Source organism: Promicromonospora umidemergens, from assembly GCF_024171995.1.
GTDB classification, from domain to species: Bacteria; Actinomycetota; Actinomycetes; order Actinomycetales; family Cellulomonadaceae; genus Promicromonospora; species Promicromonospora umidemergens.
In genome coordinates, this window is record NZ_JAMTCT010000029.1 from 21,987 (window position 1) to 46,661 (window position 24,675).

At 70.1% G+C, this 24,675-nt stretch carries 20 protein-coding genes; 18 read left to right on the forward strand and 2 right to left on the reverse strand.

The annotated features are described in order from the left end of the window. Positions 1–19: 19 nt before the first annotated feature. The 12 genes from APR04_RS27340 (at position 20) to araA (ending at position 13,551) form a co-directional block, all read left to right on the forward strand. A complete protein-coding gene (locus APR04_RS27340) occupies positions 20–997 on the forward strand; it encodes a phosphatase PAP2 family protein (protein WP_253877060.1) in 978 nt (325 codons plus the stop codon). A gap of 34 nt (positions 998–1,031) precedes the next feature. Next, on the forward strand, positions 1,032–1,697 hold the full coding sequence (locus APR04_RS27345) for a hypothetical protein (RefSeq protein WP_253877062.1): 666 nt from the start codon (positions 1,032–1,034) through the stop codon (positions 1,695–1,697). A 66-nt stretch (positions 1,698–1,763) separates the two neighbouring features. Beyond that, a complete protein-coding gene (proC, locus tag APR04_RS27350) occupies positions 1,764–2,567 on the forward strand; it encodes a pyrroline-5-carboxylate reductase (protein ID WP_308292399.1) in 804 nt (267 codons plus the stop codon). Between the two features lie 47 nt (positions 2,568–2,614). Then, positions 2,615–3,616 carry a LacI family DNA-binding transcriptional regulator gene (locus APR04_RS27355; RefSeq protein WP_253877154.1) on the forward strand — a complete coding sequence of 334 codons (1,002 nt, stop codon included), beginning with the start codon at positions 2,615–2,617 and terminating at the stop codon, positions 3,614–3,616. Between the two features lie 14 nt (positions 3,617–3,630). Beyond that, positions 3,631–4,554 (forward strand): CPBP family intramembrane glutamic endopeptidase, encoded by a 924-nt coding sequence (locus APR04_RS27360; protein WP_253877070.1) that lies wholly within the window; start codon positions 3,631–3,633, stop codon positions 4,552–4,554. Positions 4,555–4,836: 282 nt separating this feature from the next. After that, entirely contained in the window at positions 4,837–5,658 is an 822-nt protein-coding gene (locus APR04_RS27365; protein ID WP_253877156.1) for a carbohydrate ABC transporter permease, read from the forward strand. Beyond that, a complete protein-coding gene (locus APR04_RS27370; protein WP_253877072.1) occupies positions 5,658–6,518 on the forward strand; it encodes a carbohydrate ABC transporter permease in 861 nt (286 codons plus the stop codon). Before APR04_RS27365 ends, APR04_RS27370 begins: the two co-directional genes overlap by 1 nt. Before the next feature lie 37 nt (positions 6,519–6,555). Further along, positions 6,556–7,902: an ABC transporter substrate-binding protein gene (locus APR04_RS27375; RefSeq protein WP_253877075.1), complete on the forward strand. Its 1,347-nt coding sequence runs from the start codon at positions 6,556–6,558 to the stop codon at positions 7,900–7,902. 60 nt (positions 7,903–7,962) lie between these two features. Beyond that, the gene (locus APR04_RS27380; RefSeq protein ID WP_253877077.1) at positions 7,963–9,366 is read left to right on the forward strand and encodes an RICIN domain-containing protein; all 1,404 of its coding nucleotides are present in this window, start codon (positions 7,963–7,965) and stop codon (positions 9,364–9,366) included. 230 nt (positions 9,367–9,596) lie between these two features. Further along, positions 9,597–11,264, forward strand: coding sequence for a xylulokinase (locus APR04_RS27385; RefSeq protein WP_253877158.1), 1,668 nt, complete (start codon positions 9,597–9,599; stop codon positions 11,262–11,264). After that, positions 11,261–12,040, forward strand: a complete 780-nt coding sequence (locus APR04_RS27390; RefSeq protein WP_253877079.1) for an L-ribulose-5-phosphate 4-epimerase — start codon at positions 11,261–11,263, stop codon at positions 12,038–12,040. Before APR04_RS27385 ends, APR04_RS27390 begins: the two co-directional genes overlap by 4 nt. Further along, entirely contained in the window at positions 12,037–13,551 is a 1,515-nt protein-coding gene (gene araA / locus APR04_RS27395) for an L-arabinose isomerase (RefSeq protein WP_253877081.1), read from the forward strand. Before APR04_RS27390 ends, araA begins: the two co-directional genes overlap by 4 nt. A 219-nt stretch (positions 13,552–13,770) precedes the next feature. Here the strand turns inward: araA and APR04_RS27400 are convergent, their stop codons facing one another. After that, the gene (locus APR04_RS27400) at positions 13,771–14,184 is read right to left on the reverse strand and encodes a GOLPH3/VPS74 family protein (protein ID WP_253877083.1); all 414 of its coding nucleotides are present in this window, start codon (positions 14,182–14,184) and stop codon (positions 13,771–13,773) included. 198 nt (positions 14,185–14,382) lie between these two features. Further along, positions 14,383–14,979 (reverse strand): peptidoglycan-binding domain-containing protein, encoded by a 597-nt coding sequence (locus APR04_RS27405; RefSeq protein ID WP_253877092.1) that lies wholly within the window; start codon positions 14,977–14,979, stop codon positions 14,383–14,385. A gap of 313 nt (positions 14,980–15,292) precedes the next feature. Between APR04_RS27405 and APR04_RS27410 the strand changes: the two genes are divergently transcribed. The 6 genes from APR04_RS27410 (at position 15,293) to APR04_RS27435 (ending at position 24,613) form a co-directional block, all read left to right on the forward strand. After that, positions 15,293–16,300: an ABC transporter substrate-binding protein gene (locus tag APR04_RS27410; RefSeq protein ID WP_253877094.1), complete on the forward strand. Its 1,008-nt coding sequence runs from the start codon at positions 15,293–15,295 to the stop codon at positions 16,298–16,300. A 104-nt stretch (positions 16,301–16,404) separates the two neighbouring features. Beyond that, the gene (locus APR04_RS27415) at positions 16,405–17,931 is read left to right on the forward strand and encodes a sugar ABC transporter ATP-binding protein (RefSeq protein WP_253877096.1); all 1,527 of its coding nucleotides are present in this window, start codon (positions 16,405–16,407) and stop codon (positions 17,929–17,931) included. After that, the gene (locus APR04_RS27420; RefSeq protein WP_253877098.1) at positions 17,928–18,995 is read left to right on the forward strand and encodes an ABC transporter permease; all 1,068 of its coding nucleotides are present in this window, start codon (positions 17,928–17,930) and stop codon (positions 18,993–18,995) included. The genes APR04_RS27415 and APR04_RS27420 overlap by 4 nt, the downstream gene beginning before the upstream one ends. Continuing rightward, complete coding sequence (gene yjfF, locus APR04_RS27425) at positions 18,992–19,990, forward strand: galactofuranose ABC transporter, permease protein YjfF (RefSeq protein WP_253877100.1); 999 nt, start codon at positions 18,992–18,994, stop codon at positions 19,988–19,990. The genes APR04_RS27420 and yjfF overlap by 4 nt, the downstream gene beginning before the upstream one ends. A gap of 105 nt (positions 19,991–20,095) precedes the next feature. After that, positions 20,096–23,725, forward strand: coding sequence for an alpha-L-arabinofuranosidase family protein (locus APR04_RS27430; RefSeq protein WP_253877102.1), 3,630 nt, complete (start codon positions 20,096–20,098; stop codon positions 23,723–23,725). A gap of 108 nt (positions 23,726–23,833) precedes the next feature. After that, positions 23,834–24,613: a GTP pyrophosphokinase gene (locus APR04_RS27435; RefSeq protein WP_253877104.1), complete on the forward strand. Its 780-nt coding sequence runs from the start codon at positions 23,834–23,836 to the stop codon at positions 24,611–24,613. Positions 24,614–24,675: the final 62 nt, after the last annotated feature.

A 24,675-nucleotide genomic window follows, 5' to 3' on the forward strand; every position in this document is an offset into this window, starting at 1 on the left:
GCGCACCGGTCCCGACCCCATGAAGTCCCAGAGCTCCACGGCCCGTCGCGCGGCCCGCGCGGCAGGCCTCGTCGTGGCCATGGGGGCAGCGGTGGGGACCTGGCTCGTCTGGTGGGCGATGGTGGCCACGTGGCCGGGGCAGCGGGTCGAAGAGCGTGTCTTCGAGACCGCGGACCGGTTCCAGGACGTCGTCAACCCCCTGGTGGAGCCCGTGCTGCTGCTCGGCTCGCTGCCATGGCTCCTGACCGGGCTCGGCCTGGTGTGCGGGATCGGGCTGCTGCGCCGGCGATGGGTTGCCGCGGGTCTGGCCGCCGTCGTGATCATCGGGTCGAACGTGACCACACAGGTGATCAAGGACGGGGTGTTCCACCGCACGGGACTCGTCGGCGAGTGGAACCGGGACATCAACACCCTGCCGAGCGGTCACGTCACCGTCGTGGTCGCGGCCTGGGCGGCGCTGCTCCTCGTCACGCCGCGCGGCTGGCGGCCGCTGACGGCGTTCGCCGGAGCCGTCGCCGCCTGCGGGATCGGCCTCGCGACGCTCGGCGACCGCTGGCACCGCCCGTCCGACGTCGTCGCGGCGGTTCTCGTGGTGGTGGCATGGACTGCGCTGGTGTGCGCAGCGGCGCCCCGGGGATGGGCCGACCGGACCGGCGGCGACCCGGCCGACCGGGCCGACTTCTCGACGTGGCTGGTCACCACGGTCCTCGGTGTCGTAGCGGTGCCGACGGCGGGGCTCTCCGTCCTGGCCGCCGCGGCGACAGAGGGGCACACCTGGACGGGCCTGCCGTGGGCCGGTGGTCTCACCGCCTATACCGGAGGCCTGCTCGCCGCGTGCGCCGTCTCCGCGGCAGCGTTCGCGGTGCTGCTCCCGTTGTGCCAGGCGACGGCGCGGCCCTGGTCGTCCGGCCGGCGGAGCGCCGCACCGGCCCTTCCCGGGCGTGCCTACCCCCGGATGTCAGTGCCGCACCATAAGGTGCCAACTGAGCCACCGTGACATACCCGGTGGACAGAGCACGGGGGAGCCAGCCATGACCGACCAGCGCGTGAACTCACCGCGCACCGGTGCGACAGCATCGGTGGCCACGCCGGGCGCGCGGAAGGCTTCGCCCGCCGTGTACCGGCGTCGTCGCCTCGTGGTGTTCGTGGGCCTGCTCGTGCTCGTGCTCGCCGTGGTGCTCGTCGGTGGTCTCGTATGGCCCGGCTTCATGCGGGCCGAGGCGACCCCGCAGCCCGTTCCCACGGTGACCGTCACGGCGCCGGTGCCGACTCCAACGGTCAAGGCGATGGACCGCAGCGGTGACGAGACGGCCTTCCAGAAGGCGCTCCCGTCGACCGTGCTCCAGTTCGCGCTCGGCTCCATCGCCGAGGCCAAGGAGATCAGGGAAGAACAGGACGCGCTCGAGGCGTGGACCGCCGAGTACTCGGACGGCGGCTCCGGCGAGGTGACGCTCCAGGCGGGCCAGTGGGCGACGTCGGACGAGGCGGCTCAGGCCGCGACGGCCTGGATCGAGGCAGCGGGCGAGGCCGAGCGTGAGGGCGACGTCAAGGTCGGCAAGAAGGTGGTCGGGCAGTACGCGATCATGCCTGCCGAGGATGGCAGGGCCGTCGCGGTCTGGCAGAACGGGACCGCCGTGATGCAGGCGACCGGCCCGGCCGACACGATGGAGGACTTCTACGCGGCCTTCCCGCTGTGACGGGTCTCGGCCTGGCCCGAGCGGCGGCCGTCCAGCGGCCCGAGCGGCGCGGGGGACAATAGCGCCGTGAACCAGCGACTTGCGGTCCTCGGGGCCGGGAACATGGGCGAGGCGGTGCTCGCGGGCGCGCTGTCGGCGGGCTGGGCGGCCTCCGACGTCGTCGCCACCGTGCGGACCGAGGCCAAGGCACAGCGCCTGCGTGAGACCTACCGGGTGGCCACCACGAGCGACAACGTGGCGGCGGTCCGGGGCGCAGGCCTCGTCCTCGTGGGGGTGAAGCCGAAGGACGTCGGAGCCCTGCTCGACGAGATCGCGTCCGCGATCGACCCTCAGGCCGTGGTGGTCACCGTCGCGGCAGGCCACCCCGCGGCGTTCTACGAGCAGCGGCTGCCCGCCGGCGTCCCCGTCGTGCGGGCGGTCCCCAACACGCCCGCCGCCATCGGCGCGGGTATCACCGCGATCGCGCCCGGCCGGGGCGCGACGGACGCCGACCTCGAGGCGGTCGAGCACCTGTTCTCCGGCACGGGCGCTGTGGTCCGCGCTGCAGAGAAGGACCTGAACGCCGTGTCGGCGATCTCCGGGTCCGGACCGGCGTACATCTTCTACGTCGCCGACGCGCTGGCCGAGGCGGGCGTGCTCCTCGGCCTGACGCGGGACGTCGCGCGCCGCCTCGCGGTCCAGACCCTGCTCGGCGCGTCCCGGCTCATGGACGAGTCGGGGGAGCACCCCGTCCTGCTGCGGGAGAAGGTCACCTCGCCCGGCGGCACCACGGCGGCCGCCCTCCGAACGCTGGACGACGGCGGGGTGCGTGCCTCGTTCCTGGCGGCCGCGACCGCCGCGCGTGACCGCGCCGACGAGCTGGGTGGATGATTCCTTCCGTGACCATCTCTCGACCCGCGACGACGCGGCCGCCGGCCATGGCCGACGTCGCCGCGCTCGCCGGCGTGTCCCACCAGACCGTCTCACGTGTCCTCAACGGGCACCGGAGCGTGCGCCCGGCGACGCGGGAGAAGGTGCTGGAGGCGATCGCCGAGCTCGGGTACCGCCGCAACAGCGCGGCGCGTGCCCTGGTCACCGCGCGATCGACCACCGTGGGCGTGGTCACCACCGGCTCGCCGCTGTTCGGCCCGTCGAGCACCCTGATCGCCGTCGAGGAGGCCGCGCGTGAGCAGGGCTGGTACGTCAGCGTCGCCACGCTGCGCCGGTACGACGCCGAGACCATGCACAAGGCTCTCGAGCACTTCATGGACCAGGCGGTCGAGGGCATCGTGGTCATCGCGCCGCACACCGACGTCGCCGACGCGGTGGAGTCGTTCCAGGCCCCGGTGCCCGTGGTCATCATCGCGGCCCGAGACCTGAAGCCCGACGTGCCGACCATCCCGCTGGCCGTGGACCAGCGAGCCGGGGCGCGGCTCGCCGTCGAGCACCTGATCGGGCTGGGACACCAGCGGATCCTGCACGTCGCAGGTCCGCCGGACTGGCTGGACGCCGTCGAGCGCGAGGAGTCCTGGCGCGCGGTCCTCACCGAGCACGGCCTTCCGGTCCTCGGTCCGGTGGTGGCGGGCTGGACCGCGGACCGCGGCTACATGGTGGGCCTGGACCTGGCGCAGCGGGTCAAGGCCGGCTCCGGCCCGACGGCGGTCTTCGCCGCCAACGACCAGCTCGCCCTCGGTCTGCTCCGGGCGTTCTGGGAGTGCGGCGTCTCGGTGCCCGACGACGTCTCGGTGGTCGGGTTCGACGACGTCGACGGCTCTGGCCACTTCATCCCCCCGCTGACGACCGTGCGCCAGCCGTTCGTCGACCTCGGCCGGCGGAGCGTTGCCCTGCTCCTCGCGGCGGTCGACGGTGGCACGCCTGGGGCGGAGCTGATCGCACCCGAGCTGGTGGTGCGCCGGAGCGCTGCCGCGCCACGACGCTGAAGGGACCCCCAGGAATGAGCACGAGCCCACCGCAGAGCGTCCCTGCCGTCCGGGTGGGGCCCGTGGACACCTGGCGCTGGGCCGGGCCGGTCCTCATGGTCCTGGCCGTCGCAACGGTCCTGGTGGGCGTGGTGGCCGGGCCTGTGGCGGTCCTGCGGTCCGGCGCCATCGGCCTGGCCGACACCGCGATCACGCTCGCCGTCGTCGGGCCGCTCCTGGCCGTGGCGCTGTGGCGCCGACCAGGCGCCCTGCGGGTCGTGGCGGTGCTGGCCGTCCTGATCGCGTGCAGCCGGTGGGCGCACGGCCTGCCCGAGGTCTTCGGCACCGGGCTCGAGTGGAACTTGCTCGAGTGGAACTGGCAGGGCAAGACCGTCGAGCTGCTCTGGCTGGTCGCCCTCTTCCTGGCGCTCGGGCCGTGGGCGCGCGAGGAGGCGGGTCTCGGCCTCCGGCTGCGGGCCGGCTGGCGGCCGGCGGGCTGGGTGGTGGTGGGGCTGTTCGGCGGGTTCGCCCTCCTCTCGCTGTGGAGCCTTGCCGACGCCGGTGCGCCACCTACCCCGATGGACACCGAGCGGTTCCTGTTCGACGTCGGTCACCCCAACCTCGTCGAGGAGCTGCTCGTGCGGGGTGCGATGCTGGCCGTGCTCGACCGGGCCTGCGGAACGCCGTGGCGGTTTCTCGGCGCGGACGTCGGCTGGGGGCTCGTCCTGACGGCGCTGTGGTTCGGGCTGTGGCACGGCTTCGTGCTCACCGCAGACGGGTTCGTCGTGGATCCCGTTGCGGTGCTGAGCACGGGGATCGTCGGCCTGCTGCTGGGCTGGGTGCGCGCTCGGAGCGGTTCTGTCTGGCTCGCGTACGCGGCGCACTGCGCGGTCGAGGTCGGGCAGGACACCGGAGTGATGGCCTGGGCGCTGCTCGGCGGGAACGTCCCGCTGGGCTGACCGGCCCGGCTGCACCGGCTCCTCCCGACGGCCTGCCCCGGGCTGTCCCGCCCTGTGGCCGGGGCCGTTGACAGCCTTCTGCCGGGGTGGCAGAGTCACCGCGCACGGAGATGTTTACGTTCACATTCCGTCGCCGGGCAGCGTTGCCCTGCGTGTTCCAGGACATCGAAGTCCAGGTGATTCCGGACACTGTGGTCCGGGGAAAGGGGTGCGCCAGTGCCTGGTCGCCGCCCACCGAGCCGCCGCGTCTCCGCGGCAGGCTGGACCTTCGTCGCGCCGTTCATGGTGGCGTTCGCCTTCGCGTTCCTCGCTCCGGTGCTCTACTCGCTGTACCTCAGCCTGTTCCGCAACCAGCTCATGGGCGGCAACCAGTTCGTGGGGCTGGCGAACTACTCCGCCGCGTTCACCGACCCGAAGTTCTGGGACGGCACCGGCCGGGTGCTCCTGTTCCTGGTGGTGCAGGTGCCGATCATGCTCGCAGTGGCCCTGGCCGCCGCGCTCGTGATCGACAGCGGCCGCCTCTTCGGGAAGCGCTTCACGCGGATCGCGCTGTTCGTGCCCTACGCGGTACCCGGCGTCGTCGCCGTCCTGATGTGGGGCTTCCTGTACGGCGACCGGATCGGGCTGGTCGGCTGGATCAACGAGGCGGCGGGCTCGCAGGTCCTCACTCCCTTCTCCAGGGAATGGATGCTCGTCGCGATCGGCAACATCGTGACGTGGGAGTTCGTGGGCTACAACATGCTCATCCTGTACTCGGCGCTGCGCACCGTCCCCGGCGAGCTCTACGAGGCGGCGGCGATCGACGGCGCCGGGCAGTGGCGGGTGATCAGGGCGGTGAAGCTACCGGCCCTGCGCGGGGCGCTCGTGATCGCGACCATCTTCTCGATCATCGGCAGCTTCCAGCTGTTCAACGAGCCGAACATCCTCAAGGTGCTCGCGCCGACGCTCATCTCGTCGTCCTACACGCCCAACATGTACGCCTACAACCTCAGCTTCCTTGGCCAGCAGGTCAACTACGCGGCGACCGTCGCGATCATCATGGGCGTGCTGACCGCCGCGATCGCCTACGTGGTCCAGCTCCGTGGCACCAGGAGGGACAGCTGATGGCGCACTCCTTCTCGCGGCCGCGCAAGTCCGTGGTCCTCACCCTGCTGATGGCAGGGCTGGTCGTCTACTCGCTGGCACCGCTCTGGTGGCTGCTCGTCAGCTCCACCAAGACGCAGGAGGCGCTCGCCGACTCCTTCGGCCTCTGGCCGGCGGGGCCGTTCGCGCTCTTCGACAACATCGCGGCGGTGCTCACCTATCAGGACGGCGTCTTCGTCCGCTGGTTCGGCAATACGGTGGTCTACGTCGTCGCGGGCGCAGGCGGTGCCACGCTCCTGGCGACGCTCGGGGGCTACGGCCTGGCGAAGTACCGGTTCCGGGGGCGTTCGGCGGTCTTCGCCACCGTCATCGGCGCCGTCGCCGTTCCCGGCGCGGCGCTCGCCGTGCCGACGTTCCTCATGTTCAGCCAGCTCGGGCTGACGAACACGATGTGGTCGGTGATCCTGCCCACCCTGGTCTCCCCGTTCGGGCTGTACCTGATGTGGGTGTTCGCCACGGAGGCGATACCGACCGAGCTGCTCGAGGCCGCCCGGGTCGACGGAGCGGGGGAGTGGCGCACCTTCTTCACCATCTCGCTGCGGCTGCTCGCGCCCGGCATCGTGACGGTCGCGCTGTTCGCGATCGTCGCGACGTGGAACAACTACTTCCTGCCGCTGATCATGCTCTCGGACCGGAACCTGTTCCCCCTCGCGATCGGGCTAGCTAGCTGGAACGCCGATGCGACCGGGGTGGGCGCCACGCCGGTGTTCCACCTGGTCATCACGGGTTCGGTGCTGACCATCCTGCCGATCGTCGCGGCGTTCCTGCTGCTGCAGCGCTACTGGCAGTCCGGCCTGAGCGCCGGAGGCGTAAAGGGATGAGCGGCTTCAAGACGAACTACCTCAAGGAGGAGGAATCATGAGCATCACACGTAACGGCCGGATCGCGGCGGGCGCCATGGCCGCCGTGCTGGCCGGCAGCCTCGCAGCCTGCTCTGGGGGTGGCGGCGGCGGAGGGGAACCCGACGAGGGAGCGACCGCCGAGGAGATCGAGGCCGCTCTCGAGGAGGGCGGCATCATCGACTACTGGACCTGGACGCCGCAGGCCGAGAAGCAGATCGAGGCCTTCGAGAAGGCGTACCCGAACATGACCGTGAACCTCACGGACACGCAGGGCGCCGAGGAGCACAACACGGGGCTGCAGAACGCGATAGCAGCGGACAAGGGCATCCCTGACGTGGCCCAGCTGGAGTACCAGTCGGTGCCGCAGTTCCAGCTCCCCGGCCAGCTGACCGACGTGACCGGGTACGGCCTCGGCGAGCTCGAGGACCTGTACACGCCGTCGACCTGGGGTTCAGTGGCTCTGGGTGATGGTCTCTGGGGCCTGCCCCAGGACTCCGGTCCGATGGCGCTGTTCTACAACGCCGAGGTCTTCGAGGAGAACGACCTCGTGGTGCCGAAGACCTGGGACGAGTACGTCGAGCAGGCGCGGAAGCTGAAGAAGTCAGATCCCGACAAGGTCCTCTTCAACGACGACGGGAACGGCCCGGGCACCGTCACGTCGATGATCTGGCAGGCCGGCGGCAAGCCGTTCCAGGTGGAAGGTGACACCGTCACGATCGACCTCGCCGACGAAGGCACGACTCGGTGGGCCGAGACGTATCAGCAGCTGATCGACGAGGAGCTGATGTCGGACATCACCGGCTGGAGCGACGAGTGGTACCAGGCGCTCGGGGACGGCACGATCGCCTCGATGGTCGTGGGCGCCTGGATGCCCGGCATCTTCGAGGACGGTGTGCCGGACGGTGACGGCGCGTGGCGGATCGCCCCGATGCCGACCTACGACGGCACTCCGGTCAACGCCGAGAACGGCGGTTCGGCGGACGTCATCCCGGCCGGTGCCGACGACAAGGTGCTCGCCGCGGGCTTCCTCAAGTGGCTCAACAGCGACCCGGAGAGCATCCGCGTGTTCATGGAGACGGGCGGGTTCCCGGCAACCGTCGCGGAGCTGGGCTCCGAGGAGTTCCTGGGCTACGAGTCCGAGTACTTCGGCGGTCAGAAGATCAACGAGGTGCTCGCGGCCGGTGCGGACGACGTCGTCGAGGGCTGGAGCTACCTGCCGTGGCAGTCGTACGCGAACAGCATCTTCTCGGACACCGTAGGTCAGGCCTACCTCGACAGGACATCGCTGCTGGACGGCCTCTCCGAATGGCAGGCGGAGAACGTCCGGTACGGCGAGGAGCAAGGCTTCACCGTCGACGGCTGACCGCCTGCACCGCCTGCACTGCCCCCGAACCCTGCACCGCGATGAAGGAGTGTGGTCCCCGTGAGGCGTCTTCTTGCTGCCCTCGCTGCCCTGACCTGCGTACTGGCGCCGGCCGTCGGCGCGGTCTCCGCCCAGGCCTCGCCCGAGACGGTGGTCAACGCCACCCAGTTCACCGACACGGCCGGCGATCCGCTGCACGCCCACGGCGGCGGGGTGGTCAAGGTGGGTCAGTACTACTACTGGTTCGGCGAGAACCGGAACGAGGACAACACCTTCCGGTACGTGTCGGCCTATCGCTCCACGGACCTCGTGCACTGGGAGTTCCGGAACCACGTGCTCACCGAGGCCAGCCACCCGGAGCTGGCCGTGGCCAACATCGAGCGGCCCAAGGTGATGTACAACGAGGCCACCGGCCAGTTCGTCATGTGGATGCACAAGGAGAACGGCAGCGACTACTCCGAGGCGCGGGCGGCGGTCGCCGTGAGCGACACCGTGGACGGCGACTACACGTACCAGCGCAGCTTCCGGCCGCTCGGGCACATGTCCCGCGATATCGGCGTGTTCGTCGACACCGACGGGACCGGTTACATGTACTCGGCCGCTAACGAGAACTATGACCTGCACATCTACCGGCTCACCAGCGACTACACGGACGTGGCGACGCTCGTCGCGAACCCGTGGCCCGGCGGCCACCGTGAGGCGCCCGCCCTGTTCAAGCGCGGTGGCACGTACTTCATGCTGACCTCCGGGGCCACGGGCTGGAACCCGAACCAGCAGAAGTACGCGACCAGCGGCAGCCTGGCGTCCGGCTGGTCAGCCATGCGGAACGCGGGCGACTCCAGCGGATACGGCTCGCAGACCACGTTCGTGCTGCCGGTGCAGGGCACGTCCGGCACGTCGTACCTGTATCTGGGTGACCGCTGGGGCAACTCCATCGGCAGCAACGTGAACGGTTCGCGCTACGTGTGGGCGCCGATCACGTTCCCCACGTCGACCTCGATGTCGTTCGACTACTACCCGGAGCTCTCCATCGACGCGGCGGCGGGAACCGTCACAGGGCAAGGTGGACCGTTCGAGTCGCTCACCGCGCGGCACTCCGGCAGGTGCGCGGACGTGACCAGCCAGTCGAACGCCGCGGGCGCCCAGATCAAGCAGTACGACTGCAACGGCGGCGGGAACCAGCGGTTCTGGTTCCGGAACGCGGGCGGCGGCTACCACAACCTCGTGGCCCGGCACAGCGCGCTCTGCGTGCAGGAGAACGCCACGACCGTGACCCAGGAGGGCTGTGGGTCGGGGACGAACCAGCAGTGGTCGGTCGTCGCGGCGTCGGGCGGCCATGTGACCGTCCGGTCGCGCGCGACCGGCGAGTGCCTGGACGTCAACGGCGGCTTCACCGCGAACGGTGCCGCGGTGATCACCTACGCCTGCAGCGGCGCCACCAACCAGCAGTGGACCCGCGGCTGAGGACACACCGGTCCTGAGGTCCGCTCCGAACGACGTCGGGCACCGAACCGGGCACGGTTCGGTGCCCGACGTCGTTCTCAAGGCGGACCTGTCCTTACCCGGTTGTCGTAACGTATCGTGTGAGCGCTAACATCGCCGGGGGCGGTCAGGCCACGGCTTGCCGTGACGGTCGACCGACGGTGACACGAACGACGCCACGCGACGATGCGGGCAGGATGGAGCGGCCCACGATGGTGGAGCGGCAGGACGAAGGAGCGGAACGGCTCGCCGGTCTCCGGGAGGCGATCGAGCAGGGGCGGACCGCTCTCGGCATCGAGCTCGGCTCCACCAGGATCAAGGCGTGCCTCGTCGGCCCGGCGGGCGCGCCGCTCGCGAGCGGCAGCCACGACTGGGAGAACCAGCTCGTCGACGGCACGTGGACCTACTCGCTGGACGCCGTGTGGTCGGGCCTGCAGGACTCGGTGACAGCGCTGTTGCGCGACGTCGAGCGGCAGTACGGCGTGCGGCTCACCACCGTCGGCGCACTCGGCGTCTCGGCGATGATGCACGGCTACCTCGCGTTCGACGAGGCGGACGAGCAGCTCGTGCCGTTCCGCACCTGGCGCAACACCAGCACCGAGCGCGCCGCTACCGAGCTGACCGGCCTGTTCGGGCACAACATCCCGCTGCGCTGGTCGGTCGCCCACCTCTATCAGGCGATCCTCGACGCCGAGCCGCACGTGACACAGGTACGGCACGTCACCACGCTGGCCGGCTACGTGCACTGGCGCCTGACCGGGCAGCAGGTGCTCGGCGTCGGCGACGCCTCCGGCATGTTCCCGATCGACCCGGCGACGAAGGACTACGACCAGCGGATGCTTGCCCAGCTCGACGAGCTGGTGGGCGACCGCGGCCCGGGCCGGGGCATCGCCGACCTGCTGCCGCGCGCCCTCCCCGCCGGTGCCGACGCCGGTGCGCTGACCGAGGAGGGCGCCGCGCTCCTGGACCCGACGGGCACGCTCCGCCCGGGCATCCCGCTGTGCCCGCCCGAGGGCGACGCAGGGACCGGCATGGTCGCCACCAGCTCCGTGGCGCCCCGCACCGGCAACGTCAGCGCGGGGACCAGCATCTTCGCGATGGTCGTCCTGGAGAAGCCGCTGGACCGCGTGCACGAGGAGCTGGATCTCGTCACCACCCCGGCCGGCGATCTCGTCGCGATGGTGCACTGCAACAACGGCGCCAGCGAGCTCGCCGCCTGGGCGGGGCTGTTCGGCCAGTTCGCGTCCGCCCTCGGGCAGCCGGCCGAGCCGGGCGCCGTCTTCGGGGCACTGCTGCGGTCCGCCCTGGACGGCGACGCCGATGGCGGCGGCCTGCTCGCGTACAACTACCTGTCCGGTGAGCCGATCACCGGCCTCGAGGCCGGCCGCCCGCTGTTCACGCGCACGCCCGACAGCCGGCTCACCCTCGGCAACTTCGCGCGCACGCAGGTCTACAGCGTGTTCGGCACCCTGAGCCTCGGCATGCGCGTGCTGGCCGAGGAGCAGGTCGAGCTGGACACCATGTTCGCGCACGGCGGCCTGTTCAAGACGGAGGGCGTGGCCCAGCGGCTGCTGGCCGCCGCGCTCGGCGCGCCGGTGGCCGTGGGCCGGACGGCGGGCGAGGGCGGTGCCTGGGGCATCGCGCTGCTCGCCGCCTACCGGGCGTCCGCACACGGCGCGACCGCCCCCGAGCAGGACCTGGGCGCCTACCTCGGCGCCGAGGTGTTCGCGGATGCCGCGCTCGACGTCGTCGAGCCCGACGCCGACGACGTGGCGGGCTTCTCCGCCTTCCTGGAGCGCTACAGCGCGGGCCTCGCGATCGAGCGCGCCGCCGTGGAGACGCTCCGGACCCGGGACACGACGCAGGAGGACGACCGATGACCACGCAGGCCCTTACCGACTACCCGCAGGCAGTCCAGGACGAGGTGGCGCGCGTCCGCACCGTCGTCTCGGACCTGCATGCCGAGCTGCCACGCTGGGACCTGGTGGTCTGGACGGCGGGCAACGTCTCGCAGCGCGTGCCGAACCCGGACGTGCCGGACGGCAGCGCCGACCTCTTCGTCATCAAGCCGTCGGGCGTCTCGTACGACGACCTGACACCCGAGGGCATGGTCGTCTGCGACCTCGACGGCAGCCTCGTGGACGGCACGCGCGCGCCGTCGTCGGACACCGCGGCCGCCGCCTACGTGTACCGGCACATGCCCGAGGTGGGCGGCGTGGTGCACACGCACTCCACGTACGCGACGGCGTGGGCCGCGCGCGGCGAGGAGGTGCCGTGCGTGCTGACGATGATGGCCGACGAGTTCGGCGGGCCCGTCCCCGTCGGCCCGTTCGCGATCATCGGCGACGACTCGATCGGCCGGGGCATCGTCGAGACCCTCGCGGGTCACCGCAGCCCCGCCGTGCTGATGCGGAACCACGGTCCGTTCACCATCGGCAAGGACGCGCGCGCAGCCGTCAAGGCGGCAGTGATGGTCGAGGAGGTCGCCCGGACGGTGCACGTCTCCCGCCAGCTCGGCGAGCCCGTCCCGATCGAGCAGCAGCACATCGACTCCCTCTACGACCGCTACCAGAACGTCTACGGCCAGCCCGCGACGACGCCGTCGGGCACCGCCGCATCGAACACGGCCGGACAGAACACGGAAGGACAGGCATGAGCACCAAGCCCTACGCGGACCGTGAGGTCTGGTTCCTCACCGGGAGCCAGGACCTCTACGGCGAGGAGACCCTTGCCCAGGTCGCGGAGCAGTCGCAGGAGGTGGCCCGCGCGCTGGACGCGTCGTCGGACGTGCCGGTCAAGGTCGTGTGGAAGCCCGTCCTGAAGGACTCGGTCTCGATCCGCCGGGCCATGCTCGACGCGAACGGTGACGACAAGGTGCTGGGCGTCGTCACCTGGATGCACACCTTCAGTCCCGCCAAGATGTGGATCGCGGGCCTGGACGCGCTGCGCAAGCCGCTGCTGCACCTGCACACGCAGGCGAATGTCGAGCTCCCCTGGGACGACATCGACATGGACTTCATGAACCTCAACCAGGCCGCGCACGGCGACCGCGAGTACGCGTACATCGCCACGCGCCTCGGCGTCGCGCGGACGACGGTGGTGGGGCACGTCTCCAACCCTGCGGTCACGCGCCGGGTGGGCACCTGGGTGCGCGGCGCCGCCGGCTGGGCGGCGACGCACGAGCTCAAGCTCGTCCGCTTCGGCGACAACATGCGCAACGTGGCCGTCACCGAGGGGGACAAGACCGAGGCCGAGCTGCGGTTCGGCGTCTCGGTGAACACGCACGGCGTGAACGAGCTGGTCGCGGCCGTCGACGCCGTCGAGGAAGCTGCCATCGACAAGGTGGTGGCCGAGTACGAGGATAGGTACGACGTCGCCCCCGAGCTCCGGGCCGGCGGCGAGCGGCACGACTCCCTGCGCTACGCCGCGCGCCAGGAGATCGCGCTGCTCGGGTTCCTGGAGGCGGCGGGCGCCAAGGCGTTCACCACCAACTTCGAGGACCTTGGCACGCTGCGCCAGCTCCCCGGGCTCGCGGTGCAGCGCCTCATGGAGCAGGGCTACGGCTTCGGCGCGGAGGGCGACTGGAAGACGGCCGTGCTCGTCCGGGCCGCCAAGGTGATGGGCGAAGGCCTCCCCGGGGGCGCGAGCCTCATGGAGGACTACACCTACGACCTCACCCCGGGCGCAGAGCTCATCCTCGGCGCGCACATGCTGGAGGTCTGCCCGTCGCTGACCACCTCGAAGCCGCGGATCGAGATCCACCCGCTCGGCATCGGCGGCAAGGAGGACCCGGTCCGCATGGTCTTCTCGGCGGACGCCGTCGAGGGCGCCGTCGTCGTGTCGCTCGCCGACATGCGGGACCGGTTCCGGCTGACGGCCAACGTGGTCGACGTCGTCACCCCGCCGCGCGACCTGCCGAAGCTGCCGGTCGCCCGCGCGATGTGGGCGCCGCGACCGTCGTTCGAGATCTCCGCGGAGTCGTGGCTGACGGCAGGCGGCGCGCACCACACCGTCATGTCGACCGCGGCGGGCATCGAGGCGTTCGAGGTCTTCGCGAACATCGCGCGCACGGAGCTGCTCGTCATCGACGAGGACACCACGCGCCGCGGCTTCGCCGACCAGGTCCGCTGGAACCAGGTCTACTACCGCGTGGCCCAGGGCCTCTGACCCGGACCCCCTCGCCGAGTGCGGGCTACTCGTCGCCAGAAGACCGTCTGGCCAACAGGCAGCCCGCACTCGACGAGGGGGGTGGCGGCTAGCTGCCCGCCGTGGCGGCGCTCGTCGCCGCCACCGTCGCCGCCACCATGGCCGCGTTGACGTCGTCGATCGCGCGCTTCACCGCGGCACCGGCCCATTCCGACTCAGCGATCTCCTTGGCGCGGCGCTTCAGTGCGCGGCGGTCGACGGCCAGGCGGTGCTGGGGAACAGCCCGAGGATCTTGACCTGCTCCTCGCGCAGCACCCCGCGTGCGGCCAGCCCGCGCTGCAGCGCCTCGCGCAGCCGCTTCGCGAAGCCGCCCTGCCCGATCTTGCGGATCGCGTCCTTGGGCCTGCGCTCGTGCATCAGCTCGAGGACCTCGCGCTGCAGCGGGTCCGTCGGCGTCGCCCGGCCGGTCGTGCGGAACCGGCCCTTGCGCCCGCCGTCCGCGCCGTCCGACACGTCGAGCGAACCCTGCAGCGTGAGCTCGGCGACCGAGGCTCCGGCCAGCGCGAGCTGCAGGTGCTGTGCGCTGAGGAGCGGTCGGCCCGAGACGTCGTCGAGCGCGAGGAGCAGGTACTCCTCGGCGAGGCTGAGTTCCATGAGGGCTCCTCGAGGGCGGGTGCTGGTTCTGTCGGACTTAGCAGACCACGGGACACCCACGCAAGAGATCCACCCCAAGGCGGAGCCTTGGTCGTGGGCGCGATCGTTGCGCCTATAACAGGCAGGAAGCCGCAACGATCGCGCCCACAGAACGGACGGCCCACCCGGGTGCGCCTCTCCGGCTCGACGACGTCGCTCCTACGAGTAGGTGGCACCGATCGTGATGGAACGGCTCTTGAGGTTGACGTGGTGGCTTCCGCTGAAGCCCTTCTTCACGCCGGAGTCCCTGCGCAGCAGGTCGAGCTCGTACGACCCGTCGACGTAGGCCCTGCCGGAACCTCGGGTGAAGAACACGTCTCCTCGGCCCGCACCCGCCTCGTAGCGCACAGCGACCCCGCTGAAGGACCAGCTCAGCTGGTCGTCGGCCTTGTCCCAGGTGTTTCGGCCGACCCTGCCGTCCGAGGAGATGCCGTAGCGGTCCTGCCAGTTCTCGGTCGCCCTCTTGGTGTTGGAGCCGAAATAGCCGTCGACTCCCGAGTAGGGCAGCAGGCCCTCGGCAGCGAGCAGCGACTGCCAGAGGATGACGATGTCGGTGTTCGACGAGTTCGAACAGCCTTGGCACAGGTCGCCACCGAGCTCGTCGCGGTGATCACCCCAGTCGTCGCTGATCGCGCCGGCTCCGTCGACGAACGACGTGCTGAAGCTGTCCGTGTGCGCCTGCGCCGGTCCAGCGATCATCGTCGTGGCTCCGACGAGGATTGCGACAGCCGCCGCGATTCTTCCTGTGCTCCGCATGAGTGCCCTCCTGATGGTGAGTCCTGGCTCGACCTGACGGTCGAACGCGGCGCCGTCAGCGCCGAGACCCAACGTAGGGACGCGCGCTTGCAAGAAACATGCAGCCCGCTTGCAGGTTCCCCGAACGGCGGAGCGTCCCGCCAGAACGGGCACCGAGCAGGAGCAGGTACGCCACGAGGCCGAAACGCGGCGGACTCGTTACTGGAACGTGACGTCGCGCACTATGAATCCAGCCCATGTGAGCGCTAACATTCGAGCGGGCAGATAGCCGCTAGTCCTCGCACGAAGCCGTGCAGGATCTCAAGGAGGAGACATGGCACGCACGACCCTGACCCGCACCGTTCTGGCCGCGGTGTCCGTAGTCTCGCTGTTCGCGCTGGGCGCCTGCGCCTCGGACGCGGGTGGTGAGCCGGCAGCCGGAGGCGAGACCAGCGGCGGCGCCGACGACGGCGTCATCACCCTCGGCTTCTCACAGGTGGGCGCCGAGTCCGGGTGGCGCGCCGCGAACACGAAGTCCATCCAGGACACGCTGACCGTGGACAACGGCTTCGAGCTCAAGTTCTCCGACGCGCAGCAGAAGCAGGAGAACCAGATCCAGGCGATCCGCTCCTACATCACCCAGGGCGTGGACGTCATCGCGTTCTCCCCGGTGGTCGAGACCGGCTGGGACGCAGTGCTCCAGGAGGCCAAGTCGGCAGGGATCCCCGTGATCCTCACCGACCGCGCCGTCGACTCGAGCGACGAGACCCTCTACGAGTCGTTCATCGGCTCGGACTTCGTCAAGGAGGGGGAGATGGCCGGCGAGTGGGTCGTCGAGCAGTACGACGGCGAGGGCTACCAGGCCGTCGAGCTGCAGGGCACCACGGGTGCCGCCCCGGCGATCGACCGGAAGGAAGGCTTCGAGTCGGCCATCGAAGGCTCGGACGTCGAGATCATCGACAGCCAGACGGGCAACTTCACGCGGGCCGAGGGCAAGACCGTCATGGAGGGCTTCCTCAACAAGCACGACGACATCGACCTCGTGTTCGCGCACAACGACGACATGGGGCTCGGTGCGATCGAGGCCATCGAGGCGGCCGGCATGACACCGGGCGAGGACATCAAGATCGTCACCATCGACGCCGTCAAGGACGGCATGCAGGCGCTCGTCGACGGCAAGATCAACTACATCGTCGAGTGCAACCCGCTGCTCGGTCCGGACCTGGCGGAGATCGCGCAGAAGGTCGTCGCCGGCGAAGAGGTCGAGAAGCGCATCGTCGTAAAGGACGAGGCGTTCGACCAGGCCGCGGCCGAGGAAGCGCTGCCCACGCGCGAGTACTGACGCCCCCCGCTGGCCCTCTTGGTCGTGGGCGTGATCGTCGCGACTGCCCGTTCTGGGCGCAACGATCACGCCCACGACCAAGGGACTGAGTTAGAAGGTCGAGGATGACCCAGCAGACAACACCGCCCGTCGTCGAGATGACGGGCATCAGCGTCGAGTTCCCCCCGGTGAAGGCCCTCGACGGGGTCGATCTCCACCTGCGCCCCGGCGAGATCCACGCCCTCATGGGCGAGAACGGCGCGGGCAAGTCCACCCTGATCAAGGCCCTCACGGGGATCCACTCCCCGACGGAGGGCACGATCCGGGTCGACGGCGTCGAGCGCCGGTTCACCGGTCCCGCCGACGCCAGGGCACACGGGGTGAGCACCGTGTACCAGGAGGTCAATCTCTGCGGGAACCTCACGGTCGCGGAGAACATCATGCTCGGCGCCGAGCCGCGCCGGCTGGGCGGCCTGCACTGGCGGGCGATGCGCCGTCAGGCGGCGACGCACCTGGAGCGGATGGGCCTGAGCATCGACCCGGCCTCGTCCCTCGGATCGCACTCGCTCGCGGTGCAGCAGCTCGTCGCGATCTGCCGCGCCACCGTGGGTGACTGCAAGGTGCTGATCCTCGACGAGCCCACCTCCAGCCTGGACACCGACGAGGTGGCGCACCTGTTCACCGTCATGCGCGCGCTGCGCGACGACGGCGTGGCCATCCTCTTCGTGAGCCACTTCCTCGACCAGGTCTACGAGGTGTCCGACCGCATGACCGTGCTGCGCAACGGCCGCCTCGTGGGCGAGTTCATCACCGCGGACCTGCCGACGCACGAGCTGGTCCAGCACATGATCGGCCGCTCGATGGACGTGCTGGAGGCCGCCGAGCACGTGGTGGAACGTGCCGGCAGGCCGGCGGGCACCACCCCCCTGCTCCAGGCTGTCGGCCTGGGCCGCAAGGGCTCCGTGCAGCCGTTCGACCTCGAGCTCTACGAGGGCGAGGTGGTGGGCCTGGCCGGGCTGCTCGGCTCGGGCCGCACGGAGCTCGCGCGCCTGCTGACGGGCGCCGACCGGGCCGACGCCGGCCAGACCCGCATGGCGGGGAAGCCTGCCCGGCTGCGGACACCGCGTGCGGCCATGGACCTGGGCATCGCCTACACGTCCGAGGACCGCAAGGGTGAGGGCGTCGTGGACGGCCTGACCGTGCGGGAGAACATCGTGCTCGGCCTCCAGGCGCGGCGGGGCTGGATGCGGCCGCTGCCGCGCAAGCAGGTGGACGAGCTGGTCGCCTCGTACATCGAGCAGCTCGGCATCCGGCCCGCCGACCCGGAGGCGCTGCTGCGCAACCTGTCCGGGGGCAACCAGCAGAAGGTGCTGCTCGCGCGCTGGCTCGCCACGGCTCCGCGGCTGCTCGTCCTCGACGAGCCCACGCGCGGCATCGACGTCGGCGCCAAGGCCGAGATCCAGAAGCTCGTGGCCGACCTCGCCGCAGACGGCATGTCCGTCGTCTTCATCTCGGCGGAGCTCGAGGAGGTGCTGCGCATATCCCACCGCATCGCAGTGCTGCGGGACCGCCGCAAGGTGGCGGAGATCGACGGAGGAGGAGCCACGATGGACCAGGTGGTCGACCTTATCGCCGGGGGTGGTGCAGCATGACGAACCTGCTTCGCCACCACCTGTTCTGGCCGGTGGCCGCCCTGGTCGCCCTGCTGGTCGCCAACACGGTCGCCAGCCCCGGCTTCCTCGCCATCACCGTCCGGGACGGCCACCTGTTCGGTGCGCCGATCGACATCCTCCGGACCACCGCACCGCTCCTGCTCGTCGCCCTCGGCATGACGCTGGTCATCGCCACGCGCGGCATCGACCTCTCGGTCGGCGCGGTGGTCGCGGTCTCGGGAGCGGTGGCGCTGTCGCACATCGCGTCGTCGCCGAACCCCGACTCGCCCGTGACCGTGCTCACCGCCATCGGCCTGGCCCTGGCGCTGTGCCTGGTGCTGGGCGTGTGGAACGGGTTCCTGGTCTCGGTGCTGGGGATCCAGCCGATCATCGCCACGCTCATCCTGATGACGGCGGGCCGCGGCGTCGCCATGCTCATCACGGGCGGCATGATCACCACCGTCAACAGCGCACCGTTCAAGGTGCTGGGCTCGGGCTTCTGGCTCGGGCTGCCCGTCGCGGCGGTCCTCGCGTTCGGCGTGTTCGCCGTCGTCGCGTTCGTCGTGCGGCGCACCGCGCTCGGCATGCTCCTGGAGGCGACGGGTATCAACCCGGCGGCCAGCAGGCTCTCCGGGGTGCGGTCCAAGACGCTGACCTGGACCGTGTACGCGGCGGCAGGCCTGTTCGCCGGACTGGCGGGCCTGCTCATCAGCGCCGACACCATGGCGGCCGACGCCAACAACGCCGGCCTGTTCATCGAGCTCGACGCGATCCTCGCGGTGGTGATCGGCGGGACGGCGCTCTCGGGCGGCAAGTTCAACCTGTCGGGCACCCTGGTGGGCGCGCTCGTCATCGCGACCCTGGAGCGGACGGTGACCGTCGTCGGCATCTCGCCGCTGGTCACGCCCTTGTTCATGGCGCTGGTCGTCATCGCGGTGACGCTGCTGCAGTCGCCGAGGATGCGGGAGCGGCTCACGGCAGCCACCCGCCGACCGGTCGCCACGACGCCGCCCGAGCCGCAGTCCGCTGCGCGCCCCGACTCGACGGAGGTGAAGGCCCGATGACGACGTCGGCCCCCGCCCGCGCCCCACGCGCACTCAAGATCCCGACCCGGCTGGACCGCCGCTACCTGCCGGTGGTGGGCACGTTCGTGGTGCTGGCGCTCATGCTCGTCGTGGGCGGCAGCAGGTACGAGAACTTCGTCTCGCCGGCCGTGATCTCCAACCTGTTCATCAACAACGCGCACCTGATCGTGCTCGCGGTCGGCATGACCTTCGTGATCCTCACGGGCGGCATCGACCTGTCGGTCGGTTCTGTGCTGGCGCTGTCCACCGTGGTCACGGCGGCTCTGCTCCAGGCCGGCTGGCCGCCTGCCGTGGTGATCCCGCTCGCCGTGGGCGCAGGGACCGTGATCGGTCTGGCGCACGGCGTGATGGTCCACTACTTCCAGGTGCAGCCGTTCGTGGCGACGCTCGCCGGCATGTTCTTCGCGCGCGGCCTGTGCTTCGTCATCGCGCCGGAGTCCATCGCCATCGACGAAGCGTCGTTCGTCTCGCTCGCTACCTGGGTGCAGATCTTCGGCGGATGGCGCATGTCGTCCGGCGTGCTCATCGCGCTGATCGTGGTGGGCGCCGGCTTCCTGGTGCTGCACTTCACGCGGTTCGGCCGCACGGTGTACGCGGTCGGCGGTGGTGAGCAGTCCGCCCTGCTCATGGGGCTGCCCGTGGCCCGCACCAAGGTGCTCGCCTACGTGGTGAGCGGCACGTGCGCAGGGCTCGGCGGACTGCTGTTCGCCATGTACTCCCAGTCGGGCTACTCGCTGACCGGCGTAGCGATGGAGCTCGACGCCATCGCGGCGGTCGTCATCGGCGGAACGCTGCTGACGGGTGGCACCGGCTTCGTGCTCGGCTCCGTGCTGGGCGTGCTGGTGCTCGGTCTGATCCAGACCATCATCACGTTCGAGGGCACCCTCAGCTCCTGGTGGACCAAGATCGTGATCGGCGTGCTGCTGCTGATCTTCGTGGCGGTCCAGCGCGTGCTCAGCCTCCGCAAGACCTAGCGGGGCCCCCGGCCCTGACCCGGCGTACTCGGTACGCCGAGTCAGGGCCGCAGTACCACCCACCGCACAACCCCACCCACAGTGACGTGAAGGGATCGACAGAACATGGTTCTACATCGATATAAAAGAGCTGCGCTCGCGGCGGGCGCTGCCCTCGCGGTCGGCCTGGCGGGCGTCGTCGCGGCGCCCGACGGCGACCCGGTCGCCTCGGCGGCCGAGCCGCCCGCTGCGACGTCCGGCACGGCGGCGGCCTCGGGGGAGGAGGGCGACCACGCCGCCTACTTCTTCCCCTACTTCACCGGCGAGTCCACCGCGGACGGCGAGACCATCTCGTTCGCCGTCTCGGACGGCCCCGACCCCCTGGACTGGACCACGCTGAACGGCGGCGATCCGGTGCTCACCTCCACGCTCGGCACCGAGGGCCTGCGCGACCCGTTCCTGATCCGGGGCGACGACGGCACGTACTACCTCCTCGCGACCGACCTGCAGATCTACGGCGGCGGCAACTTCGGCGACGCCCAGGAGACGGGCAGCCGCTCGATCATGGTGTGGGAGTCCACCGACCTGGTGAGCTGGGGCGAGCAGCGCGAGATCGAGCTCGCCCCCGAGAACGCCGGCAACCTGTGGGCGCCAGAGGCGTACTGGGACGAGGCGGCCGGCGAGTTCGTCGTCTACTGGGCCTCCGCGCTCTACCCGGACGACGTCCCGCCCGCCGAGCGCGACATCCGCACGTCATACCAGCGCATGATGTACGCGACCACCACGGACTTCGAGACGTTCTCGGAGCCGGAGGTCTGGATCGACGAGCCGCAGGGCGACGGGCTCGGCATGATCGACTCCACGGTCCAGGAGGAGGACGGCGTCTACCACCGCCTCACCAAGGACGAGTCGTACATGGGGATGCGCCAGGAGTCGTCAACGGACCTGCGGCGCACGCAGGGCGTGTCCGACGGCGACGGCTGGGACCTGGTCTCCGAGCGCGTCGGGTTCGGACAGCCGAACCCCTGGGGCGGCACGTTCACCGGCGGGGAGGGACCCACGCTGTTCCCGTCGCTCACCGACGACCGCTGGTTCCTGCTGCAGGACCAGCCGAGCTATCACGGCGGCCAGGGCTACATGCTCTTCGAGTCGGACGACCTGAGCAGCGGGGAGTGGACCGCCAACCTGGACGCGAACCTGCCGGCCAGCCCCCGGCACGGCACGGTCCTGCCGATCACCGCCGAGGAACAGGCCGCGCTGCTGGCGGCGTACCCGCCGGCGGAGACCCCGGTGCAGGAGCACACGCTCGACGTCGACGCCGCCGCTGCGGGCACCGAGATGAGCGACGACCTGTACGGCGTCTTCTACGAGGACATCAACTACGCGGCCGACGGCGGCCTGTACGCCGAGCTGGTCCGCAACCGGTCCTTCGAGTTCGCCTCGACGGACAACGCGGCGTTCACCGGCATGACCGGCTGGGACGTCGTCCAGCGGGGGAGTTCGGGCACCGCCACGGTGGAGTCCGAGCGGGCCGAGTGGCTGGGCGGCACCAACCGCGCCTACCTGACCGTCGAGGCGGACGGCCCCGGCGTCGGCGTGCGCAACGCGAGCTACAACGAGGGCTTCGCGATCGAGAAGCGCGAGAAGTACGACTTCTCGGTGTTCGCGCGCGCCGAGCGCAAGCAACGCCTCAAGGTCAGCCTCGAGTCCCCGGACGGCAGCACGACCTACGCCTCCACCACGATCAACGTCAACGGCACCGACCGGTGGAAGAAGCACAACGCCAAGCTCACCGCGACCAAGACGGTGAACGACGCCCGGCTCGTGGTGACGGGCGGCGCGGCCGGCACGCTGCGCCTTGACATGGTCTCCCTGTTCCCGCGCGACACCTGGGACGGCCCGGTCAACGGCCGCTCGGTGCTGCGCGAGGACCTCGCGCAGAAGGTCGCCGACCTCGAGCCGTCCTTCCTGCGGTTCCCCGGCGGCTGCGTCACCAACGTCGGCACGTTCGACACGTACCTGGAGTCGGACGGCGCGGACCGCCGTCGGACCTACCAGTGGAAGGAGACCATCGGGCCGGTCGAGGAGCGCCCGACCAACTGGAACTTCTGGGGCTACAACCAGACCTACGGCCTCGGCTACCTCGAGTACTTCGAGTTCGCCGAGGACCTGGGGGCGACGCCGCTGCCGGTGCTGTCGGTCGGCGCCAACGGCTGCGGCAGCAACATCCCCGAGCTGACCGACGACGCAGGCATCGACCGCTGGGTGCAGGACACCGTCGACCTCATCGAGTTCGCCAACGGTTCCGTGGACACGGAGTGGGGTGCGAAGCGCGCCGCGCTGGGCCACCCCGAGCCGTTCGACATGAAGTACATCGGCCTGGGCAACGAGGAGAACACCCGGACGTTCGAGGCCAACTTCCCGCGGTTCCGGGACGCCGTCGAGGCGGCTCACCCCGAGGTCACGGTGATCTCGAACTCCGGCCCTGACGACACCGGCGCCCGGTTCGACGAGCTGTGGGACTTCAACCGCGAGCAGGGCGTCGCGATGGTCGACGAGCACTACTACAACGACCCCTCGTGGTTCCTCAGCAACACCGAGCGCTACGACTCCTACGACCGGGAGGGGCCGCACGTGTTCCTCGGCGAGTACGCGTCGCGCGGCAACGCCTGGTCCAACGCGCTCTCGGAGGCCGCGTACATGACGGGGATCGAGCGCAACGCCGACCTGGTGGAGCTCGCGTCCTACGCGCCGATGTTCGCCAACGAGGACTACGTCCAGTGGTCCCCGGACATGATGTGGTTCGACAACGACGAGTCGTGGGGCTCGACGTCGTACTACACGCAGCAGATGTTCATGACGAACACCGGCGACCAGGTGGTCCCGTCCACGCACGACGGCCCGGAGGAGACGCCGGAGGACATCGGTGGCGGCGTCTTCCTGTCGACCTGGAACACCCAGGCCGCGTACGACGACGTGACGGTGACCGACAACGAGTCCGGTGAACTGCTCTTCTCCGACTCGTTCGACGACGGGTCGCGGTGGGACCCGAAGTCGGGTTCGTGGGCCGTGTCCGACGGCGAGTACGTGCAGTCGGCCGGCGACGTCACCGACGCCCGCTCGATCATCACGGACGCCTACACCAAGGACTGGGACAACTACACGCTGGAGCTCGACGCCCGGAAGCTGGGCGGCAGCGAGGCCTTCCTCGTCGGGTTCGCCGCCGGGGGCCAGGACGACTTCTACTGGTGGAACCTCGGCGGGTGGAACAACACGCGGCAGGCGCTGCAGCGGGCCGACGGCGGCCCCGCGGGCGAGGTCGCGGCCATCGAGGGGCACTCCCTGGAGACGGGCAAGGACTACCACGTGAAGGTCGTGGTGTCCGGGCGGACCATCGAGCTGTACCTCGACGGTGAGCTGCAGATGAAGTACTCCGAGCCGACCACCGAGTCGCTGTACCAGGTGGTCACCCGGGACGCCGAGACCGGCGAGCTGGTGCTCAAGGTCGTCAACCCGTACGACTCCGTGGCGCGCACGGCGGTGTCCGTGAACGGGGCCCAGGTGGGTCCGGAGGCGTCCGTGACCGAGATGAGCGGGGCGCCGTCGGCGGTGAACACCAAGACGCGACCCGAGCGGATAGTGCCGGTGGAAGGCACGGCGACGCTCGACGTGTCGTCGTCCGACGGCGGCACGGAGTTCACGTACGACTTCCCCGCGCACTCGATCACGTTCCTCCGCCTCACAGACGCCGGATAGCTGGTTGTGGGCGTGATCTTTGCGGCTAGAACGTGCATGTCGCCGCAACGGTCGCGCCCACAACGAACTCGGGCCCATGGGACCGCCGTCAACCCGTACGGTGGTCCCGTGAGCAAGCTGCCCGAGGATGTCCGGGAACATCCGATACCAGATCCCGCCGAGCTCCGAAAGCTCGTCGGAGAGATGCGCCGGCTGGTGCTGACCTACAAGTTCGGGATCGACGAGATCATGACCAAGGTCTCGATCCTGCGCGACGAGTTCCGGCACATGCAGAACTACAACCCGGTCGAGCACGTCGGGTCGCGGCTCAAGTCGTTCGAGTCGATAGTGGCCAAGTGCCGCCGCAAGGGCATTCCGCTGACGCCGGAGGGCATCCGGGCGCAGATGTTCGACATCGCAGGGGTGCGGATCACCTGCAGCTTCGTCAACGACATCTACCTGGTCCGCGACATGCTCCTGAAGCAGTCGGACATCACGGTCCTCGAGGAGCGGGACTACATCAAGAGCCCGAAGGCGGCCGGGTACAAGTCGCTGCACCTCATCGTGCAGATCCCCGTGTTCCTGTCCGACCGGGTCGAGAACGTCATCGTCGAGATCCAGCTGCGCACCATCGCCATGGACTTCTGGGCGAGCCTCGAGCACAAGATCTACTACAAGTACGACGGCGACGTGCCCAGGCACCTCACCGACTCGCTCAAGCTCGCGGCCGACGTCGCCTGGTCGCTCGACACCTCGATGGAGCGCATCCACGACGAGGTCAAGGCGATCTCGGGCGACGAGGAGCCCGTGTCGAGCCGGCACAACCTGCACACCCCGGAGGAGATGCTGCGCGACTTCTGGCGCGCCGCAGAGGCCGACGGCGGCTTCGACTTCGGCAACAAGGGCTGACCTCTTCGGTCGTGGGCGTGATCGTTGCGCCTGGAACGGGCACGTAGCCGCAACGATCACGC

Coding starts and splice junctions, on each gene's coding strand:
- araA (WP_253877081.1), top strand. CDS start 12,037: ATGAGCACCAAGCCCTACGCGGACCGTGAGGTCTGGTTCCTCACCGGG.
- yjfF (WP_253877100.1), top strand. CDS start 18,992: ATGACGACGTCGGCCCCCGCCCGCGCCCCACGCGCACTCAAGATCCCG.
- APR04_RS27345 (WP_253877062.1), top strand. CDS start 1,032: ATGACCGACCAGCGCGTGAACTCACCGCGCACCGGTGCGACAGCATCG.
- APR04_RS27375 (WP_253877075.1), top strand. CDS start 6,556: ATGAGCATCACACGTAACGGCCGGATCGCGGCGGGCGCCATGGCCGCC.
- APR04_RS27385 (WP_253877158.1), top strand. CDS start 9,597: ATGGTGGAGCGGCAGGACGAAGGAGCGGAACGGCTCGCCGGTCTCCGG.
- APR04_RS27430 (WP_253877102.1), top strand. CDS start 20,096: ATGGTTCTACATCGATATAAAAGAGCTGCGCTCGCGGCGGGCGCTGCC.
- APR04_RS27400 (WP_253877083.1), bottom strand. CDS start 14,184: ATGGAACTCAGCCTCGCCGAGGAGTACCTGCTCCTCGCGCTCGACGAC.
- APR04_RS27420 (WP_253877098.1), top strand. CDS start 17,928: ATGACGAACCTGCTTCGCCACCACCTGTTCTGGCCGGTGGCCGCCCTG.
- APR04_RS27370 (WP_253877072.1), top strand. CDS start 5,658: ATGGCGCACTCCTTCTCGCGGCCGCGCAAGTCCGTGGTCCTCACCCTG.
- APR04_RS27360 (WP_253877070.1), top strand. CDS start 3,631: ATGAGCACGAGCCCACCGCAGAGCGTCCCTGCCGTCCGGGTGGGGCCC.
- APR04_RS27410 (WP_253877094.1), top strand. CDS start 15,293: ATGGCACGCACGACCCTGACCCGCACCGTTCTGGCCGCGGTGTCCGTA.
- APR04_RS27415 (WP_253877096.1), top strand. CDS start 16,405: ATGACCCAGCAGACAACACCGCCCGTCGTCGAGATGACGGGCATCAGC.
- APR04_RS27365 (WP_253877156.1), top strand. CDS start 4,837: ATGGTGGCGTTCGCCTTCGCGTTCCTCGCTCCGGTGCTCTACTCGCTG.
- APR04_RS27340 (WP_253877060.1), top strand. CDS start 20: ATGAAGTCCCAGAGCTCCACGGCCCGTCGCGCGGCCCGCGCGGCAGGC.
- APR04_RS27390 (WP_253877079.1), top strand. CDS start 11,261: ATGACCACGCAGGCCCTTACCGACTACCCGCAGGCAGTCCAGGACGAG.
- APR04_RS27405 (WP_253877092.1), bottom strand. CDS start 14,979: ATGCGGAGCACAGGAAGAATCGCGGCGGCTGTCGCAATCCTCGTCGGA.
- APR04_RS27355 (WP_253877154.1), top strand. CDS start 2,615: ATGGCCGACGTCGCCGCGCTCGCCGGCGTGTCCCACCAGACCGTCTCA.